The sequence below is a fragment of the Methyloradius palustris genome, from assembly GCF_019703875.1.
GTDB lineage: Bacteria > Pseudomonadota > Gammaproteobacteria > Burkholderiales > Methylophilaceae > Methyloradius > Methyloradius palustris.
Window position 1 is genome coordinate 2,717,526 of the sequence record NZ_AP024110.1, and the last position, 19,141, is coordinate 2,736,666.

Sequence of the window (19,141 nt, forward strand, 5' to 3'; positions counted from 1 at the left end):
TTTCCTTTAGGCGGCTTGCTTGCTAGCAGCCGCAGCCATTTCTGTCAGCGCGCGCTTGTATTCGTTTGGCATCACCTTCACGAATTTGGCGCGATAGGCAACCCAATCAGCAAGAATCTGCTGAGCACGCGTGCTGCCTGTGTATTCCGCATGTTGTTCAATCAATGTTTTGAGCGTCACTTCATCAGGCTGGTTCAAGTGTTGCGCAGCAATGACTGAAACACTCTCAGCCGCTTCAACCTTCTCAAGGCTGACCATGCTCATGTTGCAACGTTTGGCGAACATGCCATCTTCGTCATAGACATAAGCCACGCCACCAGACATCCCTGCTGCGAAGTTGAGACCTGTTTCACCAAGCACAACCACTGTACCACCCGTCATGTATTCACAACCATGGTTACCCACGCCTTCAACCACGGCGAATGCGCCAGAGTTGCGCACGCAGAAGCGTTCACCTGCCACACCACTGAAGAAGCTGTAGCCAGAGGTCGCACCATACATCACGGTATTACCAACAATGATGTTTTCATTGGCGACGCCACGGAATGTTTTTGGCGGTTTGATCACGATACGGCCACCACACAAGCCTTTACCCACATAGTCATTGCCTTCGCCTGTAAGCTCAAAGGTAATACCTTGTGTAAGGAATGCGGCAAAACTCTGGCCTGCAGTGCCTGTGAGCTTCACCGTAATGGTGTCATTCGGCAACCCTGTACGGCCGTAACGGCTGGCAATCTGGTTAGAAAGCATGGTACCAACCGTGCGGTTAGTGTTGACGATAGGCGTTTCTATTACTACTTTTTCGCCAGTTTCCAGCGCAGATTTTGCCTCGGCGATCAGCTTGTTATCCAGTGCTTTTACTAGGCCATGGTCTTGCTGATCATTATTGCGGCGAGAAACATCTGCACCAACTTTAGGCTGGTGGAATATCTTGGTGAAGTCGAGACCGCTCGCTTTCCAATGGTCAATACCAGCGCGCATATCGAGCAGGTCTGCACGGCCAATCAAGTCATCAAACTTGCGAATGCCGATAGAAGCCATTAACTCTCGCACTTCTTCAGCAACGAAGAAGAAATAATTCACCACATGCTCAGGCTGGCCAGTAAATTTCTGACGAAGAACTGGGTCTTGGGTCGCAACGCCTACTGGACAGGTATTCAGATGGCATTTACGCATCATGATACAGCCCTCAACCACCAGCGGCGCGGTAGCGAAACCAAACTCATCTGCACCAAGCAATGCGCCAATCAGTACATCACGGCCTGTTTTCATTTGGCCATCGACCTGCACCACAACCCGGCCACGCAACTGGTTAAGCACCAATGTTTGCTGGGTTTCAGCTAAGCCAAGTTCCCACGGTGTGCCCGCATGTTTAACTGATGAAATAGGCGATGCACCTGTACCGCCGTCATGGCCCGCAACCACGATATGGTCAGACTTCGCTTTGGCAACACCTGCCGCAACAGTACCGATACCCGTTTCGGATACCAGTTTCACAGAGATCGAAGCTTTAGGATTCGCGTTCTTCAAATCGTGAATCAGCTGTGCCAGATCTTCAATCGAGTAAATATCATGATGTGGAGGTGGCGAGATTAGCCCTACCCCAGGCACGGAAAAACGCAATTGTGCAATGTATGCGCTGACCTTATGGCCAGGTAATTGACCACCCTCACCAGGCTTGGCACCTTGCGCCATCTTGATCTGAATCTGGTCGGCATTGGCCAGGTATTCAGCTGTAACACCAAAGCGGCCAGAAGCCACTTGTTTGATGCTGGAGCGCATGGAATCGCCCGATTTAAGCGGAATATCTTTTTCAATATGCGACTTGCCAATGACGTCAGCCATCGTGGTATCCGTAGTAACGCGGACGAAGCGTTTTGGATCTTCTCCGCCCTCGCCTGTATTTGAACGGCCGCCGATACGGTTCATGGCAATGGCTAACGTTGCGTGGGCTTCGGTTGAAATAGAACCGAGCGACATTGCGCCAGTTGCAAAACGTTTAACAATGGCTGCTGCTGACTCAACTTCTTCCAATGGCACTGGCGCACCAGCTGCCTTGATTTCAAATAAACCGCGCAAAGTCAGATGACGCTTGGTTTGGTCATTGATTAGCTTGGCATATTCTTTATAGGTACTGGCACTGTTGGTACGGGTTGCATGCTGTAGTTTGGCAATGGAGTCTGGCGTCCACATATGCTCTTCGCCACGTACGCGGAAAGCGTATTCACCGCCAGCATCCAGTGCATTAGCCAATACAGGGTCATTGCCGAAAGCAGAGTTGTGCAAGCGCAGGCTTTCTTCAGACACTTCGTTAAGGCCTATGCCTTCAATACTTGATGTCGTGCCGGTAAAGTATTTTTCAATAAACGCGCTATTAAGACCAATCGCCTCAAAAATCTGGCCACCACAGTAGGATTGATAGGTAGAAATACCCATCTTCGACATGACTTTATGAAGGCCCTTGCCAATCGCTTTTACAAATTTCTTGTAGCCTTCGTAAACATCGGTCTTGGCTTCGATCGACATTTGTTCTATGGTCTGGAAAGCCAGCCAAGGACAGATCGCCTCAGCACCATAACCACCGAGTAAGGCAAAGTGATGGACTTCACGCGCAGAGCCTGTATCAACCACCAAGCCAGTACTTGTGCGTAAACCAGCACGCACCAATGATTGGTGCGTAGCAGAACAGGCTAACAACGCAGGGATAGCGATACGGTCAGCGCTAACATTTCTATCAGACAAAATCAGCAGGTTAAACCCGTTATGTACCGCGTCTGCAGCGGCTTTATTGATTGCCTCAACAGCGGCGGCCATGCCTTGCTTACCTTGCGCAAACGGATAAGTAATATCCAGTGTTAGCGCACGATAACGGCCTTGTGTCAGGGTATCAATGGCTTTCAGTTGCTCAAGTTCATCCAGCGTTAATACTGGCTGGCTGGCTTCAAGACGAATTGGCGGATTGGTTTCGTTGATGCCTAGCAAGTTAGGCTTGGGGCCAATGAAGGTCACCAGCGACATCACCAACTCTTCACGAATCGGGTCAATCGGCGGATTAGTTACTTGCGCAAACAGTTGCTTGAAATAGTTGTAGATCACCTTTGGTTTGCTCGAAAGCACAGGCAGGGCACTATCGTTGCCCATAGAGCCAGCACCTTCTTCGCCATTGCTCACCATAGGCTGCAGAATAAATTTAATGTCTTCTTGCGTGTAACCAAAGGCTTGTTGCAGATCAAGCAAACTGGCGTTTAGCTCAAGCGAGCCATCTTTACTTGAGTTATCTATTTTTGCGAGATCGCCCAGGAAATAACGGGATTTTTCGATCCATTCCTTGTAAGGCTTGGCTTGTGCCAGTTGCTGTTTGACTTCGGCATCATCAATGATGCGGCCTTGCTCCATATCGATCAGCAACATCTTGCCAGGCTGCAAACGCCATTTCTTGACGATTTTTTCTTGTGGAAATGTCAGCACGCCCATTTCAGAGGCCATCATCACGTGGTCGTCGTCTGTCACCAGATAACGTGCAGGGCGCAAACCGTTACGATCCAGCGTAGCGCCTATCATGCGGCCATCGGTGAATGCAACGGCAGCTGGGCCATCCCATGGTTCCATCAGGGCAGCGTGGTATTCGTAGAATGCGCGACGCTCTTCATCCATCAGGGTGTTGCTGCTCCAAGCTTCTGGAATCAGCATCATCATAGCGTGCGGCAGTGAGTAACCACCAGCCACTAGCAATTCAAGGGCATTGTCGAACGCGGCAGAATCAGACTGGTCCTCGGCAATCAATGGCCAGACCTTTTCTAAGTCTTCGCCGATTAATTCAGAACGCATGGCAGCATGGCGTGCTGCCATCCAGTTGACGTTACCTTGCATGGTATTGATTTCGCCATTGTGGGCGATCATGCGGAATGGATGGGCTAATTCCCAAGCTGGGAAAGTATTGGTTGAGAAGCGTTGATGCACCAACGCCAGCGCTGACACCATGGTTTCGTCTTGTAAATCTTTGTAGTAAATACCCACCTCATTCGCTAGCAGCATGCCCTTATAGACGATGGTCTTGCTGGACAAGGAAGGGATATAAAACTGACTGCTGTCATCCAGTTTCAATGCACGAACAGCATGTTCAATACGTTTGCGGATGACAAACAGCTTGCGCTCGAAAGCGGCCTGATCGGCAGTCTGCTCGCCTTTTGCAATCAAAGCCTGACGCATGACGGGCTCTACATCGCGAGCAGCATCCGCAATATTGCTGTTATCACGCGGTACATCACGCCAGCCTAAAAAGACTTGAGATTCTTCATGAACAATTCGGGTAATGATGGATTCGCAAGCAATACGACCATTCAACGATTGCGGCAAGAACACCGTGCCACAAGCGTATGCACCAACGGCTGGTAATGTAATGCCGAGCTTGGTCGCTTCTTTGCGGAAAAACGCATCGGGCAACTGAATCAAAATACCAGCGCCATCCCCCAACTTAGGGTCATAACCTGTTGCGCCACGATGGGTAAGATTGGCCAGAATCTGTAAACCCTGACGCACTATATTGTGGCTTTTAACGCCTTTAATGTGGGCAATAAACCCTACGCCGCAAGCATCATGCTCATTGGAAGGGTTATATAAACCTTGCTTGGCGGGGTTGTTAAGCGTTTCTGGTGAATTTACTTGCGTTACCAAACTATCATCTCCATCTGCTTGCTCATGCTTCTAACCTAGTGATTAGAAGCGTTAATTGCCATCTAGATTACTGTAAGTATCTAGCCACAAATTTTAAAGGGGAACCTGCGATATTACCGTTAAAGGGTTCTAAGTTCAATAACATAGAGCAAAAATCATACGAGCTTTGGCTAGCCCAGCAAATCTAATTCAGGCTGACTAATTTGTGTTGGATTTAGTTTGGATTTAAATACGCAATTACTTTCGCAAAGCTGAGAATGCTTGGCTAGCCGCTTCAATAGTGCCTGCCAGCTCATCAGCACCGTGCGCCGCTGATACAAAACCAGCCTCAAACGCAGAAGGACCGAGGTAGATACCAGCATCCAGCATGCTGTGAAAAAACTGGTTGAAAGCTTCTTTATCAGTCGCCATGACTTCATCAAAGCTGGTAGGCACTTGCTCACTAAAGTAAATACCAAACATGCCACCTATGCTTTGTGCGCTGAACGGGATGCCGTGCTGATGCGCTGCCTGCTTAAGACCATCCATCAACGCTTTGGTAGTTGCGCTTAGCTTTTCGTAAAACCCAGGAGCTTGCACCAACTTCAATGTCGCCAAGCCAGCAGCCACTGCGACCGGGTTGCCCGAAAGCGTACCCGCCTGATAGACAGGGCCAACTGGAGCAAGACATTGCATAATGTCTGCACGGCCGCCGAATGCGCCGACTGGCAAGCCGCCACCGATGACTTTGCCTAGCGTGGTCATGTCAGGCTTGATGTTGTAATAGGCTTGCGCGCCGCCCAAAGCCACACGGAAGCCTGTCATCACTTCATCAAATATCAAGACCGCTCCATGCTTGGTGCACTGCGCACGCATGCTTTCAAGAAAGCCAGGCACTGGTGCAACGAGATTCATATTACCCACCACAGGCTCAACGATGACACAGGCAATCTGGTCACCAATTTCCGCAAACAATGTCTCCAATGCGGCAATGTCGTTGTAGGGTAAGGTGAGGGTATGCGCTGCGACTTCGGCAGGCACGCCAGCCGAACTTGGTGTACCCAAAGTCAGCAAACCCGAGCCGGCCTTAACAAGCAACGCATCCGCATGGCCGTGATAACAGCCTTCAAACTTCAGTATCTTGTTGCGCCCAGTAAAACCACGTGCCACGCGAATCGCACTCATGGTGGCTTCTGTACCACTACTGACCAAACGTACCTGCTCCATGCTTGGCACCAGCGTAGTGATGGTCTCTGCCATTTCCAATTCACGTGCCGTAGGTGCGCCGAAAGACAGGCTGTTACCAGCGACTTCGCGCACAGCGGCAATCACTTCAGGATGCGCATGTCCAAGCACCATCGGCCCCCATGAGCCTATGTAATCGATATAGCTTTTGTCATCCTCATCCCATAGCCATGCACCTTGGCCGCGCTTGAAAAAAATGGGCGTGCCGCCCACCGACTTGAACGCACGTACTGGCGAATTCACGCCGCCCGGAATGAGTTTTTGCGAGCGTTCAAATAACTGCTGGTTTCTTGAGGTAGGTTTGATGGTTGTTGTCATATTGGTTGACCAAATAATTGCGTAAATTGTTGGGTAGTTTTTTGTATAGCTTGAGCATCGCCAGCGCTGCCATCAGACACATTCCAAAGCGCACCAATGACGGCAATCGCATCGGCACCCGCCTGAATAACGGATGGCGCATTCTCAAGCGTAATACCGCCAATGGCGACGATAGGCAGATCAAGCACCTGCTTGGCCTGCGTAAACAGTTTTAAATCGGCTTTGGGTGCATTCGGCTTGGTACCTGAAACAAAACAGGCGCCAAAAGCCACGTAATCAACACCGTTTTGTGCAGCGAACTGCGCAATCTCGAGGCGGTTATAGCAGGAAGCACCAATGATCTTATCCTCGCCCAGCTTCTTGCGAGCATCCCGCAAGTTGCCATCGCTAGCACCAAGATGCACACCATCGGCATCTATTTTCAGCGCCAATTCAACGTCATCATTGATGATCAGGGGCACGTTGTATTCGCGGCAAAGCAGCAATAACGCTTCTGCCTGCTCGGCTGCCAGTTGTTTGCTGGCTGTTTTGTTGCGGTACTGCAATACATTGATACCTGCACTCAAGGCAGCTTTGGCGTTGCTCAGCAGGTGTTCGGTATTGGCTTCATCTGCTGTGACGGCATACAGGCCTTTAATCTTTTTCGACTTCATCTTCTTCGTCACGTGCCCAGAACATACGGTCTGGAATGTATTGGCCCATGCCAGGGCGGAATGCATGCTTAAGTGTTTGCCATGTGTATTCCTGCGCCTCGGCCAGCGCTTCCTCCATGGTCAAACCATGGGCAATACAGGCAGCAATGGCCGATGTCAGCGTGCAGCCAGAGCCATGATAACTGCCAGGCAGGCGTTCCCAGTTATAGGTTTTGACCAGCTTGTTTTCACCATACAGCGTGTTTGTCACGCTTTGCGTACGCTCATGCGTGCCGGTGATCAACACGTACTCACAACCCATGGCCAGTAAACGCTCAGCGCTTTCTTCAAGGGATGCGTTTTCAGCAGCTTCAGAATCGTCATCGTAGAAAGCCAATCGGCGGGCTTCCAGGCTATTAGGCGTAATTAGTGTAGCCTGGGGAAATAGCAGGTCTATCATAGCTTCCTGCATTTCATCATTGGCCAACTCATCGCCGCGGCCAGAAGATAAAATTGGATCAATCAGCAAGGGAATATCAGGGTAGTCGGCCATGATTTCGGCGATCACCGCGATATTTTCTATGCTGCCCAGCATGCCGATTTTAAAGGCAGAAACATGCATGTCTTCCAAAATCGTACGTGCTTGCTCGTTCACCCAATCCGCATCAAATACCATGACGTTTTCTACGCCTACGGTATCTTGCACAGTAATGGCGGTAACGACAGAAAGCGGATGGCAGCCAATGCTGGCAAGTGTGAGAATATCAGCCTGGATTCCAGCGCCGCTACTAGGGTCAGTAGCGGCAAAGGTCATTACTGCGGGGGGCATGAGTGTCATATGTTGTCTTTAGGCCTTATGCTTCAAATGTGGCTTCATCTCAGGTAATTAAAATGAAGGTAGCCTAAGCTTGAGATTAAAAATCAAATTTAATGTAGCATTTTAACTTAATTTAAATAGATGCCTAAAATTAAACCGATGCATAGTCAAGCATTTGGCTTCAACTGATTTTGGTTAAAGCCTCGGCACTTCACCCACAACAACAACTGAGAATTAAAGCCATGAAAACCTGGATGTGCAATATATGTGGTTGGATATACGAAGAAGAAAAAGGTTGCCCTGAAGATAACATAGCGCCTGGCACTAAATGGGAAGACGTACCCGTGAACTGGACCTGCCCTGAATGCGGCGCCCGCAAAGAAGATTTTGAGATGATTGAGATATAAGCCCGTACTTCGATAAAGCAAAGCAGAAATGGAGCGGGTGACGGGAATCGAACCCGCGTATCGAGCTTGGGAAGCTAGCGTTCTACCATTGAACTACACCCGCAATTGAAACATGCAGAAGTTGTATTTTACTTGGCTATCTAATTCGTCGCCAATATATAAAGAAAAGGCTGAACTAGCAGATTACTAGTTCAGCCTTTAATGCAGAGTTTTGAATTAACTAAATTCTAGTTCGCTATTACTTACCTACACGACGACCAAAGCTCACAAGATAGGCTGTTGGGCGAGCGATCAATATAGGGTCAGCTGAGGCTTCTATGCCTGCAGGCAATGCCAGCGGATTAAACATAATGGTTTTTTCCAGTGCTTTACTGTCTGCTATGGCAGTTTTCAGCGTGAGGGTGCCAAGCACAAGCTGCGGCCTGTCTTCTGGCCAGATTACAGTGGCATCGTTTACTTCATCACCCTCTGCGGCCAATTGCACAGCGATACTGAATTTCACTGGGCCTTTTTTCAGACGTGCTGGCAGATCTTCCATCAAATAATCAGGGCCGACTTTTGCAACTTCATCAGCAGCCAGTGATTGAGCGCCAGCCAGTGGGGTAATGCGGTAACGGCCATATTGTGTTTTGCCTTTGGCATTCGTGAATTTAAACGCGTTCACGCCATAAAACGGCAATGTGGCAAAGCTCACTGGTGCTGGCTTAGGTGTAGTCACAAATTTAAGCGCGGCAGGGTGTGTGCCAAGAAACTGTTCAACTGGTGAAGGCTTGGGTGCATCTGGTCCACTTGCTGCCACTGCATTCAGTAAGCCAAGAAAATCTTCTGGTGTAGCAGCAGGGAAACCATTAACGGAAATACTGACAATATCGGTATAAGCACCTTTAGGCAGTTGAAAGCGAATGGCAATACCATGCGGGTTAGCATTTGCATCAGCATCGGGCATGGTAGGTAAGCCAGTGGCATCAGAAAAACGCACTAGGACTGGCGTAGCCTTTTTTTGCAGATGTGGAGCGCTACTCAAACTAGCGGCCTGTTTTGATGGTGTAAAGGTGCCGCTGACCATAATCCCTTTAGCGTGGTTTGCACGATAACCAGCATATGGACCATGAACAAGCGTAGTCATAGTATCAACTAATTGTTCAGTAACTGGCTTGGAAGTTTCGGCTACATCTTCGGCATAAACATGTGATGCAAAGCTTAATGCCATGGCAGTTAATAAAGCTTTACCTGCATGAGGAGTGTGATAAACGGGGGATTTTTGCATGGCTAGTCTCACTGTAATGATTGACGGGGCAAGAACCGATTAAGTTAAGTTAATCGGTCTTTTAGTCATCATATTACAGAGGCTTGTTGACTGCTACATGACAATACAGATTTGCTAGTTGTTTAATTCCGTTTTACTTGTCGCCTCAATAGTCGCAAGCGCTTTATCGCGATTAGTCTTGGCATTTTCTACACAAAATGACTGTAGATTGCTAGGTAAATCGTCGCAGGCTTCTTTGGCAATTTTGTAACTGCTCAATACCTTTTCTTTACTGGCTTCCATACTGGCTTTTTCAGTACCAGACTTTTCTGCGTCAAGATCGGCTTTAGCATTGTCACGCATGGCTTTTGCCTGAGCTTTGCAAACATCTTTTTTGTTGCCAGAGAAATTATCACAACTCGCTTTGTTGGCATCATAAGTAGCATTAACAGCATCTATTGAAGCCTTGTATTGCTCATCAACAGTAGATGCGCCGAATACCAAGCCCGTAATAGCTAGCAACACTAAGCCAGATAATGCCCAGCTAGATAATGCATAGTTACGCGCTGTTTTCATCGGTATATTCATGATAGCGCTCCGGGAAATGCTACATTGAGCGCGGCATTTCCCGGAGACTCAGCACCTAGTGCTTGTTAACGCTCTGATTGAAGCTATCAATCTGCTTGTCAGCTTCTTCTTTGGTAATGCCGTACAACTCCTGAATCTTGCCAGAAAGCATATCGCGGTTACCCTTAATTTGCTCAACATGGTCATCTGTCAGCTTGCCCCATTGTTGGCGTGCCTTACCTTTAAGTTGCTTCCAGTTACCTTCGATTTGATCCCAATTCATGATGTACTCCTTAATCGTTGATTAGAAATATCAAGCTCGCTAATTAAATTTAGCTAACGAGCTTGAAGTGAAATCATTTTAAGTTGGGAAAAAACCAGGAACAGTCGGCAACTGGACGAAATGGATGTCAGACAATACCGACTCACCAGATTTATATTAATAAAACAATCAAGCAAAGTCAGTTTGCCAATGCATACTGAACCTACGTAAAATAGCGATAGTCTCAAGCTTTACAGAATTGCACTTTCGACATTTTCACTTTCACTGATTTCATTCTCGGGTTTTATTCAATTGATTCATCTGACCATCAACGGCAACCCAAAAGAATTCAGCATAGACCCGCTGACGGTTCAAGCGCTGGTTGAAAGTTTGGAATTATTAGGTAAACGCCTTGCCATTGAACGCAATGGTGAGATTGTGCCGCGTAGTCAATTTGCAGAAACATTGCTACAAGATGGCGACCAGCTTGAAATCGTCGGTGCAGTGGGCGGCGGTTAATTTTACAAAGTACATTCAATGACAAATATCATCGACACACTCAATATTGCAGGTAAAACCTACCACTCACGCTTGCTGGTAGGTACGGGCAAATACAAAGATTTTACTGAAACTCGTGCTGCTATTGATGCCAGTGGTGCGCAAATCGTTACGGTAGCGATTCGCCGTACCAATATTGGCCAAAATGCTGGAGAGCCATCTTTGCTCGATTACTTGCCGCCAGAGGAATTCACTTATCTGCCCAATACCGCTGGTTGTTACTCGGCCGATGATGCCGTGCGTACCCTGCGACTGGCACGTGAGCTTTTGGATGGGCATAAATTAGTCAAGCTGGAAGTGCTGGGTGACCCGAAAACGCTATACCCGAATGTGATTGAAACCATCAAGGCTGCTGAAGTACTGGTGAAAGATGGCTTTGATGTGATGGTCTATACCTCCGACGACCCGATTATCGCCAAGCAACTGGAAGACATTGGTTGCTGCGCGGTGATGCCATTAGCATCGTTGATTGGCTCTGGAATGGGCATACTCAACCCTTGGAACCTGCAAATTATTATCGAAAACGCCAAAATCCCCGTACTTGTAGATGCTGGTGTGGGTACGGCATCAGACGCGGCAATTGCAATGGAGTTGGGCTGTGCAGGCATATTGATGAATACCGCCATTGCGGCTGCAGGCAACCCTATACTCATGGCGGGAGCGATGAAAAAAGCAGTAGAAGCAGGGCGTGAAGCTTATCTTGCTGGGCGCATGGCCAAGAAACTGTATTCAGCAGCACCTAGCTCCCCTACCACTGGCATGATCAGCTAAATCTAATCTTCAATTTTTGCTGAATACACTACCCGATTACACCATTACGCTTGTTGATTCATAAGGAAAAAAAGACCATGACTACCGACAAGCGCTATGAGTTTTCAGTCAGTGTGACCACTGCGTTTGTGCCAGAGCAATCAGATGTGGCTGATAGCCGTTATGTATTCACCTACACCGTCACCATTACCAACACGGGTAGCGTGCCAGCCCAGCTAATCAGCCGTCACTGGGTGATTACAGATGCCACTGACCAAGTGCAAGAAGTCCGTGGTCTGGGCGTTGTTGGCGCACAGCCATTATTAAAGCCCAGCGAGCATTTTGAATATACCAGCGGCACTTTGATCAAAACCCCAGTGGGCACCATGCATGGTAGCTATCAACTTGTTGCTGCCGATGGCACCCAGTTTGAAGCTAAGATTGCACCCTTTACCCTTTCTATGCCGCGAGTACTGCACTAAATGCCATTAAAAGCCCGTCATTGTTTTACTATATTTTTAGTTTTGTTACTCAGCGCATGCGGTGGTGCAGCGATTAAACCCGATAACACTAAAACAAGCGCTTCCAAAACAGAGTCTATCCACAACAAAGACAAACCTGTTTGTGAATGCGCTGAAAATACCCCTATCCCAGAGCCACAAAAACCAGCACAAGAACCTAAAGCTGGTGAAACCAGGATTCCTGACTACAGCTTATTGCGGTCAGCTAATTGGCAAGATCTGGCTGGCATTGAGCAAGACAACCTGACCATGGCTTGGCCTGCATGGCTACAAAGTTGCTCCGCACTTAAAACCAAACCAGCCTGGCAAAATGTGTGTGATGTTGCAGCCAACATGAAAAACCCCAGCGTTGGCGTTATACAGAATTACTTCAAGCAATACTTCAATGTGTATCGCACTACGAATGCTGATGGCTCCGATACTGGCATGATCACTGGCTACTACGAGCCATTGCTGAAAGGCAGTCTGGTCAAAACTGACGCCTATCGCTACCCGCTATACCGCCAACCTAGCGATTTGATCACGGTTGATTTAGCCAGCATCTACCCAGAGCTTGCCAACAAACGCCTGCGCGGCAGAGTGATTGGCAATAAGTTGGTGCCTTATTACAACCGCGGCGAGATTGAATCTGAGCAATCTCCATTGCAAGGGAATGAACTGCTGTGGGTGGATGACGTCATTGATCTGTTTTTTCTGCAGATTCAGGGTTCAGGCTTAGTGCAGTTGGAAAATGGTGAACAGATTCATGTGGGATACGCAGACCAAAATGGCCAAGCCTACCAATCTATCGGGCGCTTGCTGATTCAAAGTGGCGAACTAACCTCGGATAAAGCCTCGATGCAAGGCATCAAGAATTGGGCGCTGACCCACCCCGAAAAACTACGTGACTTGCTTAACAGCAATCCAAGCTACGTATTTTTCCGTGAATTACCCGCAGGCTTGCCAGGCCCTCTAGGCGCATTGGGTGTGCCTATTCTAGGGGAGCGTGCCGTGGCGGTCGACCCGCGTTTTGTGCCTTTAGGGGCGCCTATATTTTTAGCGACTACTTTCCCCAATACCAGCAAACCACTTAATCGCTTGATGATGGCGCAAGACACGGGTGGTGCGATTAAAGGCGGCGTGCGTGCCGATTTCTTCTGGGGATTTGGGCCTGATGCCACGCGCCAAGCTGGCTCAATGAAGCAAAAAGGCAAAATCTGGGTGTTATTGCCGAAGGAATTCGTATTTCCTTAGCATTTAACGCTCGCTAACTAGCCGACCCCGGCCAGACGTAAGCATCCATGGCAAGAATGCCAAAGGTGTTCTCTGGTTGATACCGAGTCATAGTACCTTTGGCAGCACCTAACGCCACAAATAGTGGTACCAAATGATCTTCATGCGGATGTGCTCTCGCAGCATTTGGTGCGAGTTTTCTATAATCAAGCAGCGCATCAATGTCATTGCTAGCGGCTTTTTCTGCCATCCAGTTCGCAAACTCTGCCACATAGGGCAATAGCGGCGCATCACGTTGCATGGTGAAAAAGTCGTGCAGGTTATGCGTAATCGCGCCTGAGCACAAAATCATCACGCCTTCGTCTTGCAAAGCACTAATCGCCTGACCCATTTTATACTGCGCAAGTGGCCCAGAATGGCTTTGAATGGATAGCTGGGTGACAGGGATATCTGCGAGCGGATACATCAATTTGAGTGGCACCCAGGCACCATGATCAAGGCCACGGCTTGGGTCTTGCGCTACGGTGATACCAGCACCCGCCAACAGGTTGTAAACATCTTGGGCAAGCTCTGGCGAGCCATCTACAGGGTATTGCATTTCATACATGGCTGGAGGGAAACCACCAAAATCGTGAATCGTCTCTGGCTTTTCAGCCGCGCTCACACGCGGATAACGGGTATCCCAATGCGCTGAAACCACCAAAATAGCGCGAGGCCTGGGTAATGTTGCAGCTAATCCAGCCAGCATTTCACCTGTTGCGCCCGGCTCCATCGCCAATGTAGGCGCGCCATGTGAGATGTAAAGTGTGCTCATTATTCAGGCCTCTTGCTTGATTTTGGTTAATACTTATTTGCGATTGTCGATACTAAAACCACCTGCACCATAAGCCACGATTTGCAGCAAGCCACCGATGATTGTGACGTTCTTCAAAAACATGATGGTCTGAATCTGATTAGCAAAATCCGTATGGAAAAGAAAAGCGGCTGCCAAGGTGAATACTGCAATCACGGCTGCTGCCAACTTAGCTTTAAAACCGAATAGCAATGCCAGACCAAAACCAACTTCAATAATGATCGCAATAGCGTAAGCAACTTCAGGCATTGGTGCGCCTACGCTGGTGATGTACCCAATCGTGGCGTAAGGCGAAGCAATCTTGCCCACACCGCTCACAATAAAAATCAATGACAGAAAAATACGGCTTACCAGGGTAATAAATTGCCCAGAAGTGTTTAATGTTGTGCTCATGAAATGCTCCTTAATGATTGTGACTTGTTAAATGAATGTTTAATCCGTCTATCAAGCTGGCCTCATAAATAGCCAGCGTTTAAATACAAAATCATTGTAGTCCTTTATATAAAATATGATAATCACTTTAAAATAGGTAAGACTGTCTCTTTTGGGTTGACAATAATGAAGCTGAACAGGGTGGTCAATGAATAATTTTGAAGAAATGCGCATTTATGCAGAGGTCATCAAAAGCAGCAACTTCACCAAAGCAGCCAACAATCTAGGCATCAGTAAACAATTGGTCAGTCGACGCCTGATGGAGCTTGAAGCACGCTTAGGCGCAAGATTGCTGCACAGAACCACACGCAAACTATCACCTACAGAATTAGGCAAAGTGTTTTACGAGCGCTGCCTTACCATTTTGCAATCCGTTGATGAAGCAGAACAGGCTGTTTCAAACCATTCTGGAGAGCTCCGCGGCGTATTACGCATATCAGCGCCAGTTTCATTTGCCAGCATGCGTTTATCGCCTTGTCTTAATGCATTTTTGTTGGCGCATCCCAAGCTGAGTGTGCTACTGGATGTTGATAATCGGCTGGTAGATATTGTAGGTGAAGGATATGACCTTGCTATCAGGGTGACAATGCATCCCGACCCTGGACTCATTGCGCGTAAACTCGCCGATTCGCCACTGATTTACTGCTGCAGCCCCGCATACATTCAACAATACGGCGAACCCAACTCGCCTTTAAAGTTGGCAGATCACCGTTGTATTTCACAACCGAGCAGCGAGTGGATATTTGAGAAAAATGGTGAGATTTTGAAAATACCGATTCAAGCCATCTTGCGCTCCAACCACGGCGAAGTCATGAAGAACGCTGCAGTTGCTGGGCTAGGGATTACAGGCTTGCCTTACTTTTATGTGGAAGAGGCATTAAAAAGTGGTGAATTAGTACAGATATTGAAAGAATTTACGGGCGGCGTAGGTGTGGTGTATGCGCTATACCCTCAACACAAACAGTCATCAGTCGCTGTTCGCGCCTTTGTTGACCATCTGCAAGCTTGGTTCAAAGTCAGCATCTAAGATTTGTTGCATAAAAAAACGGGAGCTAAGCTCCCGTTCGATTTACTACAAGTCAACCGCTTATGATTACGGCTTTAAATACATTTAATCATAGCGATTAGGCTTGATTACATTTGAAATCTTAGCGATTGCAAACGTACATTGTTACTTCAAAACCGAAACGCATTTCGGTAACTTCTGGCTTGGTCCACATAATAAGTCTCCTTTTTAGTTTTCAATTCGCTTTGCTTTCACCTTACGGTGTTCACATCACGTGTTATGAAATATACGCTCACGAAGAAATATACCAGTGCCTAAAGTCATTAAAGAGCGCTAGTGATTTTCATTAGATTGTTAATGAATTGTAAAAGCCTTATCAATCTTAATGATTGGCAAATTCGAGGATTTTATTAGCGTCATTGGCATCTACAACTTGAATATTCTGCTTAGCAAGCAATTCAAAAACCTCAGTAAACATTTGCGCCTGTGGTCCTGTAGCCATATCAGGACGTTTAACAGGCAATAAAACATCTGCCTGTAGCAAGTTCATAGCTCGCAATTGCTGGATTTTCCCCATCCATGCCCATCCATGATCAAAAATTTGAGCAGGATCGTCGTGTGCAAGGTTCAATGGCTTTATTGCTTTAATGGCTCTATCGCCTTCCATATAAACGAAGGGAAATTTGGCGTGATAAGCATTTTGATCGCCTAGCGTTTGTGGCTTGAACTGCCCAATCAGATCGGCAGCCCTCAAAACGTTTCTCACCTCATTTTCAAGCAATCTTTCTTGATAAACCGTATTGGCAAAGTTACGCTCCACGTAATAGCAAAAGAGCTCTTCTAGATGTTGAGTAGGATCGTCCGTCAATATCGTACGCACTTCATCAAAACGCATCATTACTTCACGCGCACGAGTAAGCTCGCCAAATATGTGATTGACCAAATCCTTAGTTAATTTTCCTTGTTTGTTTTCAGTGTCAATAAATTGTTTGATTCGCTTAAGCTCTTGCTGAAAGTTTTTTTGAGTATCACGGTAAATATTTGCATTGAGCTCTTCAAAAAAAGCGGTGATCCTGCGCACACGTGTCAGCAATCTAAAATCAAAATAGCCAGTTTCTGGACATAGCAATACGATACCTACGTTGGCAAATTCGCCAGTCTCAAGATATGGTAAAAACCTTATGACAGCGTACTGGCATGCAAATTTTTTCATTACGCTATCCTCCAAAATTGATTATCAGAAAAACGCTCAAGTAATGCTCTAGCTTCATTACAACTAATAGCGGCGGGAACCCCATCATCGACCCACCACCATTCATGCGGTACATTATCGCAAGCTGAATCAAAAGCCGCAAACGCGGCTGATAAGCGGTCTTGATAATTGATTTGTTCTACCAAATCATCGAACACATGCACAATATCTGCATGAAATACATGTGTCTGACAGAAAGTAACCGAATTAAATTCACCATCAAATGCCTGATTATGATCAATCACAGCTAGCGCTTTGGTTTCCTGATTCCAAAGTAAGTTCGGGTTGCCTCCAAGTGCTGTCAATGTACGGTCAGCATTTTTAATCCACCAGTCAAATACTAAAATGTCACGTCGTAATCTAGTATCTACAAGTGATAGTTGGGAGTAATTGAATTCTTGTACATGTGGCAATTTTCTGGAGCCAAAAGCTAAACCACAACCTAAATCTTTTACCTGATCTGGTGTTGCCCATTCAATCAACTCATTCGGCACTTCAACAATTTCAAAATTGGGCACAGGTAAATCAAATGCCAACGCAAGCTTTCCGCAAATATATTCAGCAATCAAACTCTTTCTATCAGCACCACATCCTTTAACAAAATAGGTGTAGCCGTCATCACCTCTACAATGAAAAGGCCTAGTCATTCCCTGTGTTGCACGACCAAGTATTTCCACTATTTGAACAGGCATAGGTTTATGTCTTTACGGGGTAAATAATTTATTCGTTAAGCATCATATGTAGGAATCATAACCGATTTACGCTTTTTCAAGAGTTTACGCAGAGCCCAGATCACTAGAAAAACTAAGCCAAAGCTCAGCAATCCAACAGGCCAAGGTACCAAGTTTGGTTTTTCTTGAGTTAAAGCCAAGCCATCTCTCAATTCATCAGGGAAAGGCCTTGGCTCGGTCGGTATGATTTTCCATTGACTATGATCGGCTGGAGCGCGTTTCAAATATTCATCAAAGGAGTAAACCGGCGCTTGGCCAAAAGCACGGCTAGAGGGGATTTGTGGAATATGCACCATGATGATTGCTTCAATGTCATTGCTCATCGTTTGCTCTAGCGGACTGAGTGTGCGGCTGGTTTTATTTTGCGCTAGGCTCAGCATATCTTCGCCCAAGGCATCGAAAGCCGCGGCGGGGTTGAGTTGTGTATCTTCTGTGGTGATGTATTCGTAAATATCATGTGCACTTTTCAAGCTGCCACTGGTTGCCGCCACGTAGAAATAGGCGGCAGTGGCTTTAAGCAAGCCGCCATTACCACGCGTAGGGAAATTCCAACCAAGGCTGCGCAGGGTGTCTACGCTGATACCCGCACAATTGGCTTTTGCATGTTGATAGACAAAATCGTGGCGATAAAAATGGTTATAAACACGGTTAATAGCAGCTTGATATTCTTGCGGCAGGGTTTGACTTTTAAACACGGCTACCAACATATACGATGGGCGGTAATAGCTCTGGCCGTTGTTTAAATCCATCAGGTATTTATCTGCTGGGGTCACTGCTGACACAATCCCTTTTTCGCCATACGCATCTAGGTTGTAAAAATTATTCACCAACCAGCGTGACCAGTTGCCATCAGCTTCCATCTGGCCTGTGACAATGCCAAAGTGGCCGCCATGCGCTTCGTCGTCATCGCCTTGCGCGCCGTTAAGCATGACACCCAGCACCGCTTTATCTTTCCAGTCATGGCGTTCACCAGCATCCCGCGACCACAATACGCGGGTTTGATATGGACTTTGCGCCCCGCCTTGATTAGCGCGTACCAGTGTTTGCAGGGTTTCTTCATTGCTCAGCGGATGGGCTGATTGATTATTGGGAATATTAAAATCCAAAGGCCAGATAGTGCGTGCCGTGAATTGTGAACTGTCATCTACAGCTTTAGTCGTTTCGCCACGCAAACGAACAGGGCGCTCACTGAAAAATTTAAGACTACTATCGTCAAAATATGAAAGATTGGTGGAGATTTTTGGCACGATGTTAAACGCCATATTACCGCCATTATCCAGCTTGATTAATTTGCCATCAGCGCCTAATTCAGCTTTGGTAATCACCTCGTTTGAGCCCAGCCAAACCAGTGGCGGCAGGGCATTTAAATCCTGAGCACTTGGGTTGGCTGACCAGCTTTTGACATCTTGCTGGGCATTTGCAGTTTTTGAAAAACCCGCAACAGGGTGATCAGGTTTAGCAACAGCAATCAGCTCTTGCTGAAAATACCAGAGTGCTTGTGGAATTGTAGGGCAGTCTGCGCAAGTACCATTGGTTAGCCGCATATCAGTTACTGGATATAAACCTAGCAGACCATCTTGTGTTGCTAGTATTGGAGCGGCTGTGGCGCTTGAAATAAAAGTGATTGAAAGGGCAATCGCGTTCAGTGTCTTCATACTCAAAAATTGCTTTCTTGTTTT

The 19,141-nt window shown here is 47.2% G+C and carries 19 protein-coding genes and 1 tRNA gene; 6 read left to right on the plus strand and 14 right to left on the minus strand.

The window, feature by feature from the left end; genetic code table 11:
• Window positions 1-6: 6 nt before the first annotated feature.
• From gltB to thiD, 4 genes are all read right to left on the minus strand, one after another.
• The gene (gene gltB / locus ZMTM_RS13075) at window positions 7-4,674 is read right to left on the minus strand and encodes a glutamate synthase large subunit (protein ID WP_221764263.1); all 4,668 of its coding nucleotides are present in this window, start codon (window positions 4,672-4,674) and stop codon (window positions 7-9) included.
• A gap of 237 nt (window positions 4,675-4,911) precedes the next feature.
• Entirely contained in the window at window positions 4,912-6,216 is a 1,305-nt protein-coding gene (gene hemL, locus ZMTM_RS13080) for a glutamate-1-semialdehyde 2,1-aminomutase (RefSeq protein WP_221764264.1), read from the minus strand.
• Complete coding sequence (gene thiE, locus ZMTM_RS13085; RefSeq protein ID WP_221764265.1) at window positions 6,213-6,869, minus strand: thiamine phosphate synthase; 657 nt, start codon at window positions 6,867-6,869, stop codon at window positions 6,213-6,215. Before thiE ends, hemL begins: the two co-directional genes overlap by 4 nt.
• Complete coding sequence (gene thiD / locus ZMTM_RS13090; RefSeq protein ID WP_221764266.1) at window positions 6,850-7,686, minus strand: bifunctional hydroxymethylpyrimidine kinase/phosphomethylpyrimidine kinase; 837 nt, start codon at window positions 7,684-7,686, stop codon at window positions 6,850-6,852. The genes thiE and thiD overlap by 20 nt, the downstream gene beginning before the upstream one ends.
• 221 nt (window positions 7,687-7,907) lie before the next feature.
• Between thiD and ZMTM_RS13095 the strand changes: the two genes are divergently transcribed.
• Window positions 7,908-8,072 carry a rubredoxin gene (locus ZMTM_RS13095; protein ID WP_225907042.1) on the plus strand — a complete coding sequence of 55 codons (165 nt, stop codon included), beginning with the start codon at window positions 7,908-7,910 and terminating at the stop codon, window positions 8,070-8,072.
• A gap of 29 nt (window positions 8,073-8,101) precedes the next feature.
• Here ZMTM_RS13095 and ZMTM_RS13100 read toward each other — a convergent pair.
• From ZMTM_RS13100 to ZMTM_RS13115, 4 genes are all read right to left on the minus strand, one after another.
• Window positions 8,102-8,175, minus strand: a tRNA-Gly gene (locus ZMTM_RS13100).
• Between the two features lie 135 nt (window positions 8,176-8,310).
• Window positions 8,311-9,339 carry a catalase family peroxidase gene (locus tag ZMTM_RS13105; protein WP_221764267.1) on the minus strand — a complete coding sequence of 343 codons (1,029 nt, stop codon included), beginning with the start codon at window positions 9,337-9,339 and terminating at the stop codon, window positions 8,311-8,313.
• A gap of 114 nt (window positions 9,340-9,453) precedes the next feature.
• Window positions 9,454-9,906 (minus strand): hypothetical protein, encoded by a 453-nt coding sequence (locus ZMTM_RS13110; RefSeq protein WP_221764268.1) that lies wholly within the window; start codon window positions 9,904-9,906, stop codon window positions 9,454-9,456.
• Between the two features lie 55 nt (window positions 9,907-9,961).
• Window positions 9,962-10,168, minus strand: a complete 207-nt coding sequence (locus ZMTM_RS13115; protein WP_221764269.1) for a CsbD family protein — start codon at window positions 10,166-10,168, stop codon at window positions 9,962-9,964.
• Between the two features lie 291 nt (window positions 10,169-10,459).
• Here ZMTM_RS13115 and thiS point away from each other — a divergent pair, with 291 nt between their 5' ends.
• The 4 genes from thiS (at window position 10,460) to mltA (ending at window position 13,209) form a co-directional block, all read left to right on the plus strand.
• The gene (gene thiS / locus ZMTM_RS13120; RefSeq protein ID WP_221764270.1) at window positions 10,460-10,666 is read left to right on the plus strand and encodes a sulfur carrier protein ThiS; all 207 of its coding nucleotides are present in this window, start codon (window positions 10,460-10,462) and stop codon (window positions 10,664-10,666) included.
• A gap of 18 nt (window positions 10,667-10,684) precedes the next feature.
• The gene (locus tag ZMTM_RS13125; RefSeq protein ID WP_221764271.1) at window positions 10,685-11,476 is read left to right on the plus strand and encodes a thiazole synthase; all 792 of its coding nucleotides are present in this window, start codon (window positions 10,685-10,687) and stop codon (window positions 11,474-11,476) included.
• A 77-nt stretch (window positions 11,477-11,553) separates the two neighbouring features.
• Entirely contained in the window at window positions 11,554-11,937 is a 384-nt protein-coding gene (gene apaG, locus ZMTM_RS13130; RefSeq protein WP_221764272.1) for a Co2+/Mg2+ efflux protein ApaG, read from the plus strand.
• Window positions 11,938-13,209, plus strand: coding sequence for a murein transglycosylase A (gene mltA / locus ZMTM_RS13135; RefSeq protein WP_221764273.1), 1,272 nt, complete (start codon window positions 11,938-11,940; stop codon window positions 13,207-13,209).
• Window positions 13,210-13,222: 13 nt separating this feature from the next.
• Here mltA and ZMTM_RS13140 read toward each other — a convergent pair whose 3' ends face one another.
• Window positions 13,223-14,002, minus strand: a complete 780-nt coding sequence (locus ZMTM_RS13140; protein ID WP_221764274.1) for a DODA-type extradiol aromatic ring-opening family dioxygenase — start codon at window positions 14,000-14,002, stop codon at window positions 13,223-13,225.
• Between the two features lie 33 nt (window positions 14,003-14,035).
• Entirely contained in the window at window positions 14,036-14,434 is a 399-nt protein-coding gene (locus tag ZMTM_RS13145) for a DoxX family protein (RefSeq protein ID WP_221764275.1), read from the minus strand.
• A 187-nt stretch (window positions 14,435-14,621) separates the two neighbouring features.
• On the opposite strand from ZMTM_RS13145, the gene ZMTM_RS13150 reads away from it, so the two are divergent.
• Window positions 14,622-15,500 carry a LysR family transcriptional regulator gene (locus ZMTM_RS13150; RefSeq protein ID WP_221764276.1) on the plus strand — a complete coding sequence of 293 codons (879 nt, stop codon included), beginning with the start codon at window positions 14,622-14,624 and terminating at the stop codon, window positions 15,498-15,500.
• A 121-nt stretch (window positions 15,501-15,621) separates the two neighbouring features.
• On the opposite strand, the gene pqqA is transcribed toward ZMTM_RS13150, so the two are convergent.
• From pqqA to ZMTM_RS13170, 4 genes are all read right to left on the minus strand, one after another.
• A complete protein-coding gene (gene pqqA / locus ZMTM_RS13155; RefSeq protein WP_081774944.1) occupies window positions 15,622-15,693 on the minus strand; it encodes a pyrroloquinoline quinone precursor peptide PqqA in 72 nt (23 codons plus the stop codon).
• Between the two features lie 168 nt (window positions 15,694-15,861).
• Entirely contained in the window at window positions 15,862-16,692 is an 831-nt protein-coding gene (locus tag ZMTM_RS13160; RefSeq protein WP_221764277.1) for a DUF3037 domain-containing protein, read from the minus strand.
• Window positions 16,692-17,423, minus strand: coding sequence for a HipA family kinase (locus ZMTM_RS13165; RefSeq protein WP_221764278.1), 732 nt, complete (start codon window positions 17,421-17,423; stop codon window positions 16,692-16,694). The genes ZMTM_RS13160 and ZMTM_RS13165 overlap by 1 nt, the downstream gene beginning before the upstream one ends.
• Window positions 17,424-17,458: 35 nt before the next feature.
• Window positions 17,459-19,117: a hypothetical protein gene (locus tag ZMTM_RS13170; protein ID WP_221764279.1), complete on the minus strand. Its 1,659-nt coding sequence runs from the start codon at window positions 19,115-19,117 to the stop codon at window positions 17,459-17,461.
• Window positions 19,118-19,141 lie beyond the last annotated feature (24 nt).

Coding starts and splice junctions, on each gene's coding strand:
- ZMTM_RS13115 (WP_221764269.1), bottom strand. CDS start 10,168: ATGAATTGGGATCAAATCGAAGGTAACTGGAAGCAACTTAAAGGTAAG.
- ZMTM_RS13150 (WP_221764276.1), top strand. CDS start 14,622: ATGAATAATTTTGAAGAAATGCGCATTTATGCAGAGGTCATCAAAAGC.
- ZMTM_RS13145 (WP_221764275.1), bottom strand. CDS start 14,434: ATGAGCACAACATTAAACACTTCTGGGCAATTTATTACCCTGGTAAGC.
- mltA (WP_221764273.1), top strand. CDS start 11,938: ATGCCATTAAAAGCCCGTCATTGTTTTACTATATTTTTAGTTTTGTTA.
- thiE (WP_221764265.1), bottom strand. CDS start 6,869: ATGAAGTCGAAAAAGATTAAAGGCCTGTATGCCGTCACAGCAGATGAA.
- hemL (WP_221764264.1), bottom strand. CDS start 6,216: ATGACAACAACCATCAAACCTACCTCAAGAAACCAGCAGTTATTTGAA.
- ZMTM_RS13105 (WP_221764267.1), bottom strand. CDS start 9,339: ATGCAAAAATCCCCCGTTTATCACACTCCTCATGCAGGTAAAGCTTTA.
- ZMTM_RS13165 (WP_221764278.1), bottom strand. CDS start 17,423: ATGCCTGTTCAAATAGTGGAAATACTTGGTCGTGCAACACAGGGAATG.
- ZMTM_RS13110 (WP_221764268.1), bottom strand. CDS start 9,906: ATGAATATACCGATGAAAACAGCGCGTAACTATGCATTATCTAGCTGG.
- ZMTM_RS13140 (WP_221764274.1), bottom strand. CDS start 14,002: ATGAGCACACTTTACATCTCACATGGCGCGCCTACATTGGCGATGGAG.
- ZMTM_RS13160 (WP_221764277.1), bottom strand. CDS start 16,692: ATGAAAAAATTTGCATGCCAGTACGCTGTCATAAGGTTTTTACCATAT.
- ZMTM_RS13095 (WP_225907042.1), top strand. CDS start 7,908: ATGAAAACCTGGATGTGCAATATATGTGGTTGGATATACGAAGAAGAA.
- thiD (WP_221764266.1), bottom strand. CDS start 7,686: ATGACACTCATGCCCCCCGCAGTAATGACCTTTGCCGCTACTGACCCT.
- ZMTM_RS13170 (WP_221764279.1), bottom strand. CDS start 19,117: ATGAAGACACTGAACGCGATTGCCCTTTCAATCACTTTTATTTCAAGC.
- ZMTM_RS13125 (WP_221764271.1), top strand. CDS start 10,685: ATGACAAATATCATCGACACACTCAATATTGCAGGTAAAACCTACCAC.
- apaG (WP_221764272.1), top strand. CDS start 11,554: ATGACTACCGACAAGCGCTATGAGTTTTCAGTCAGTGTGACCACTGCG.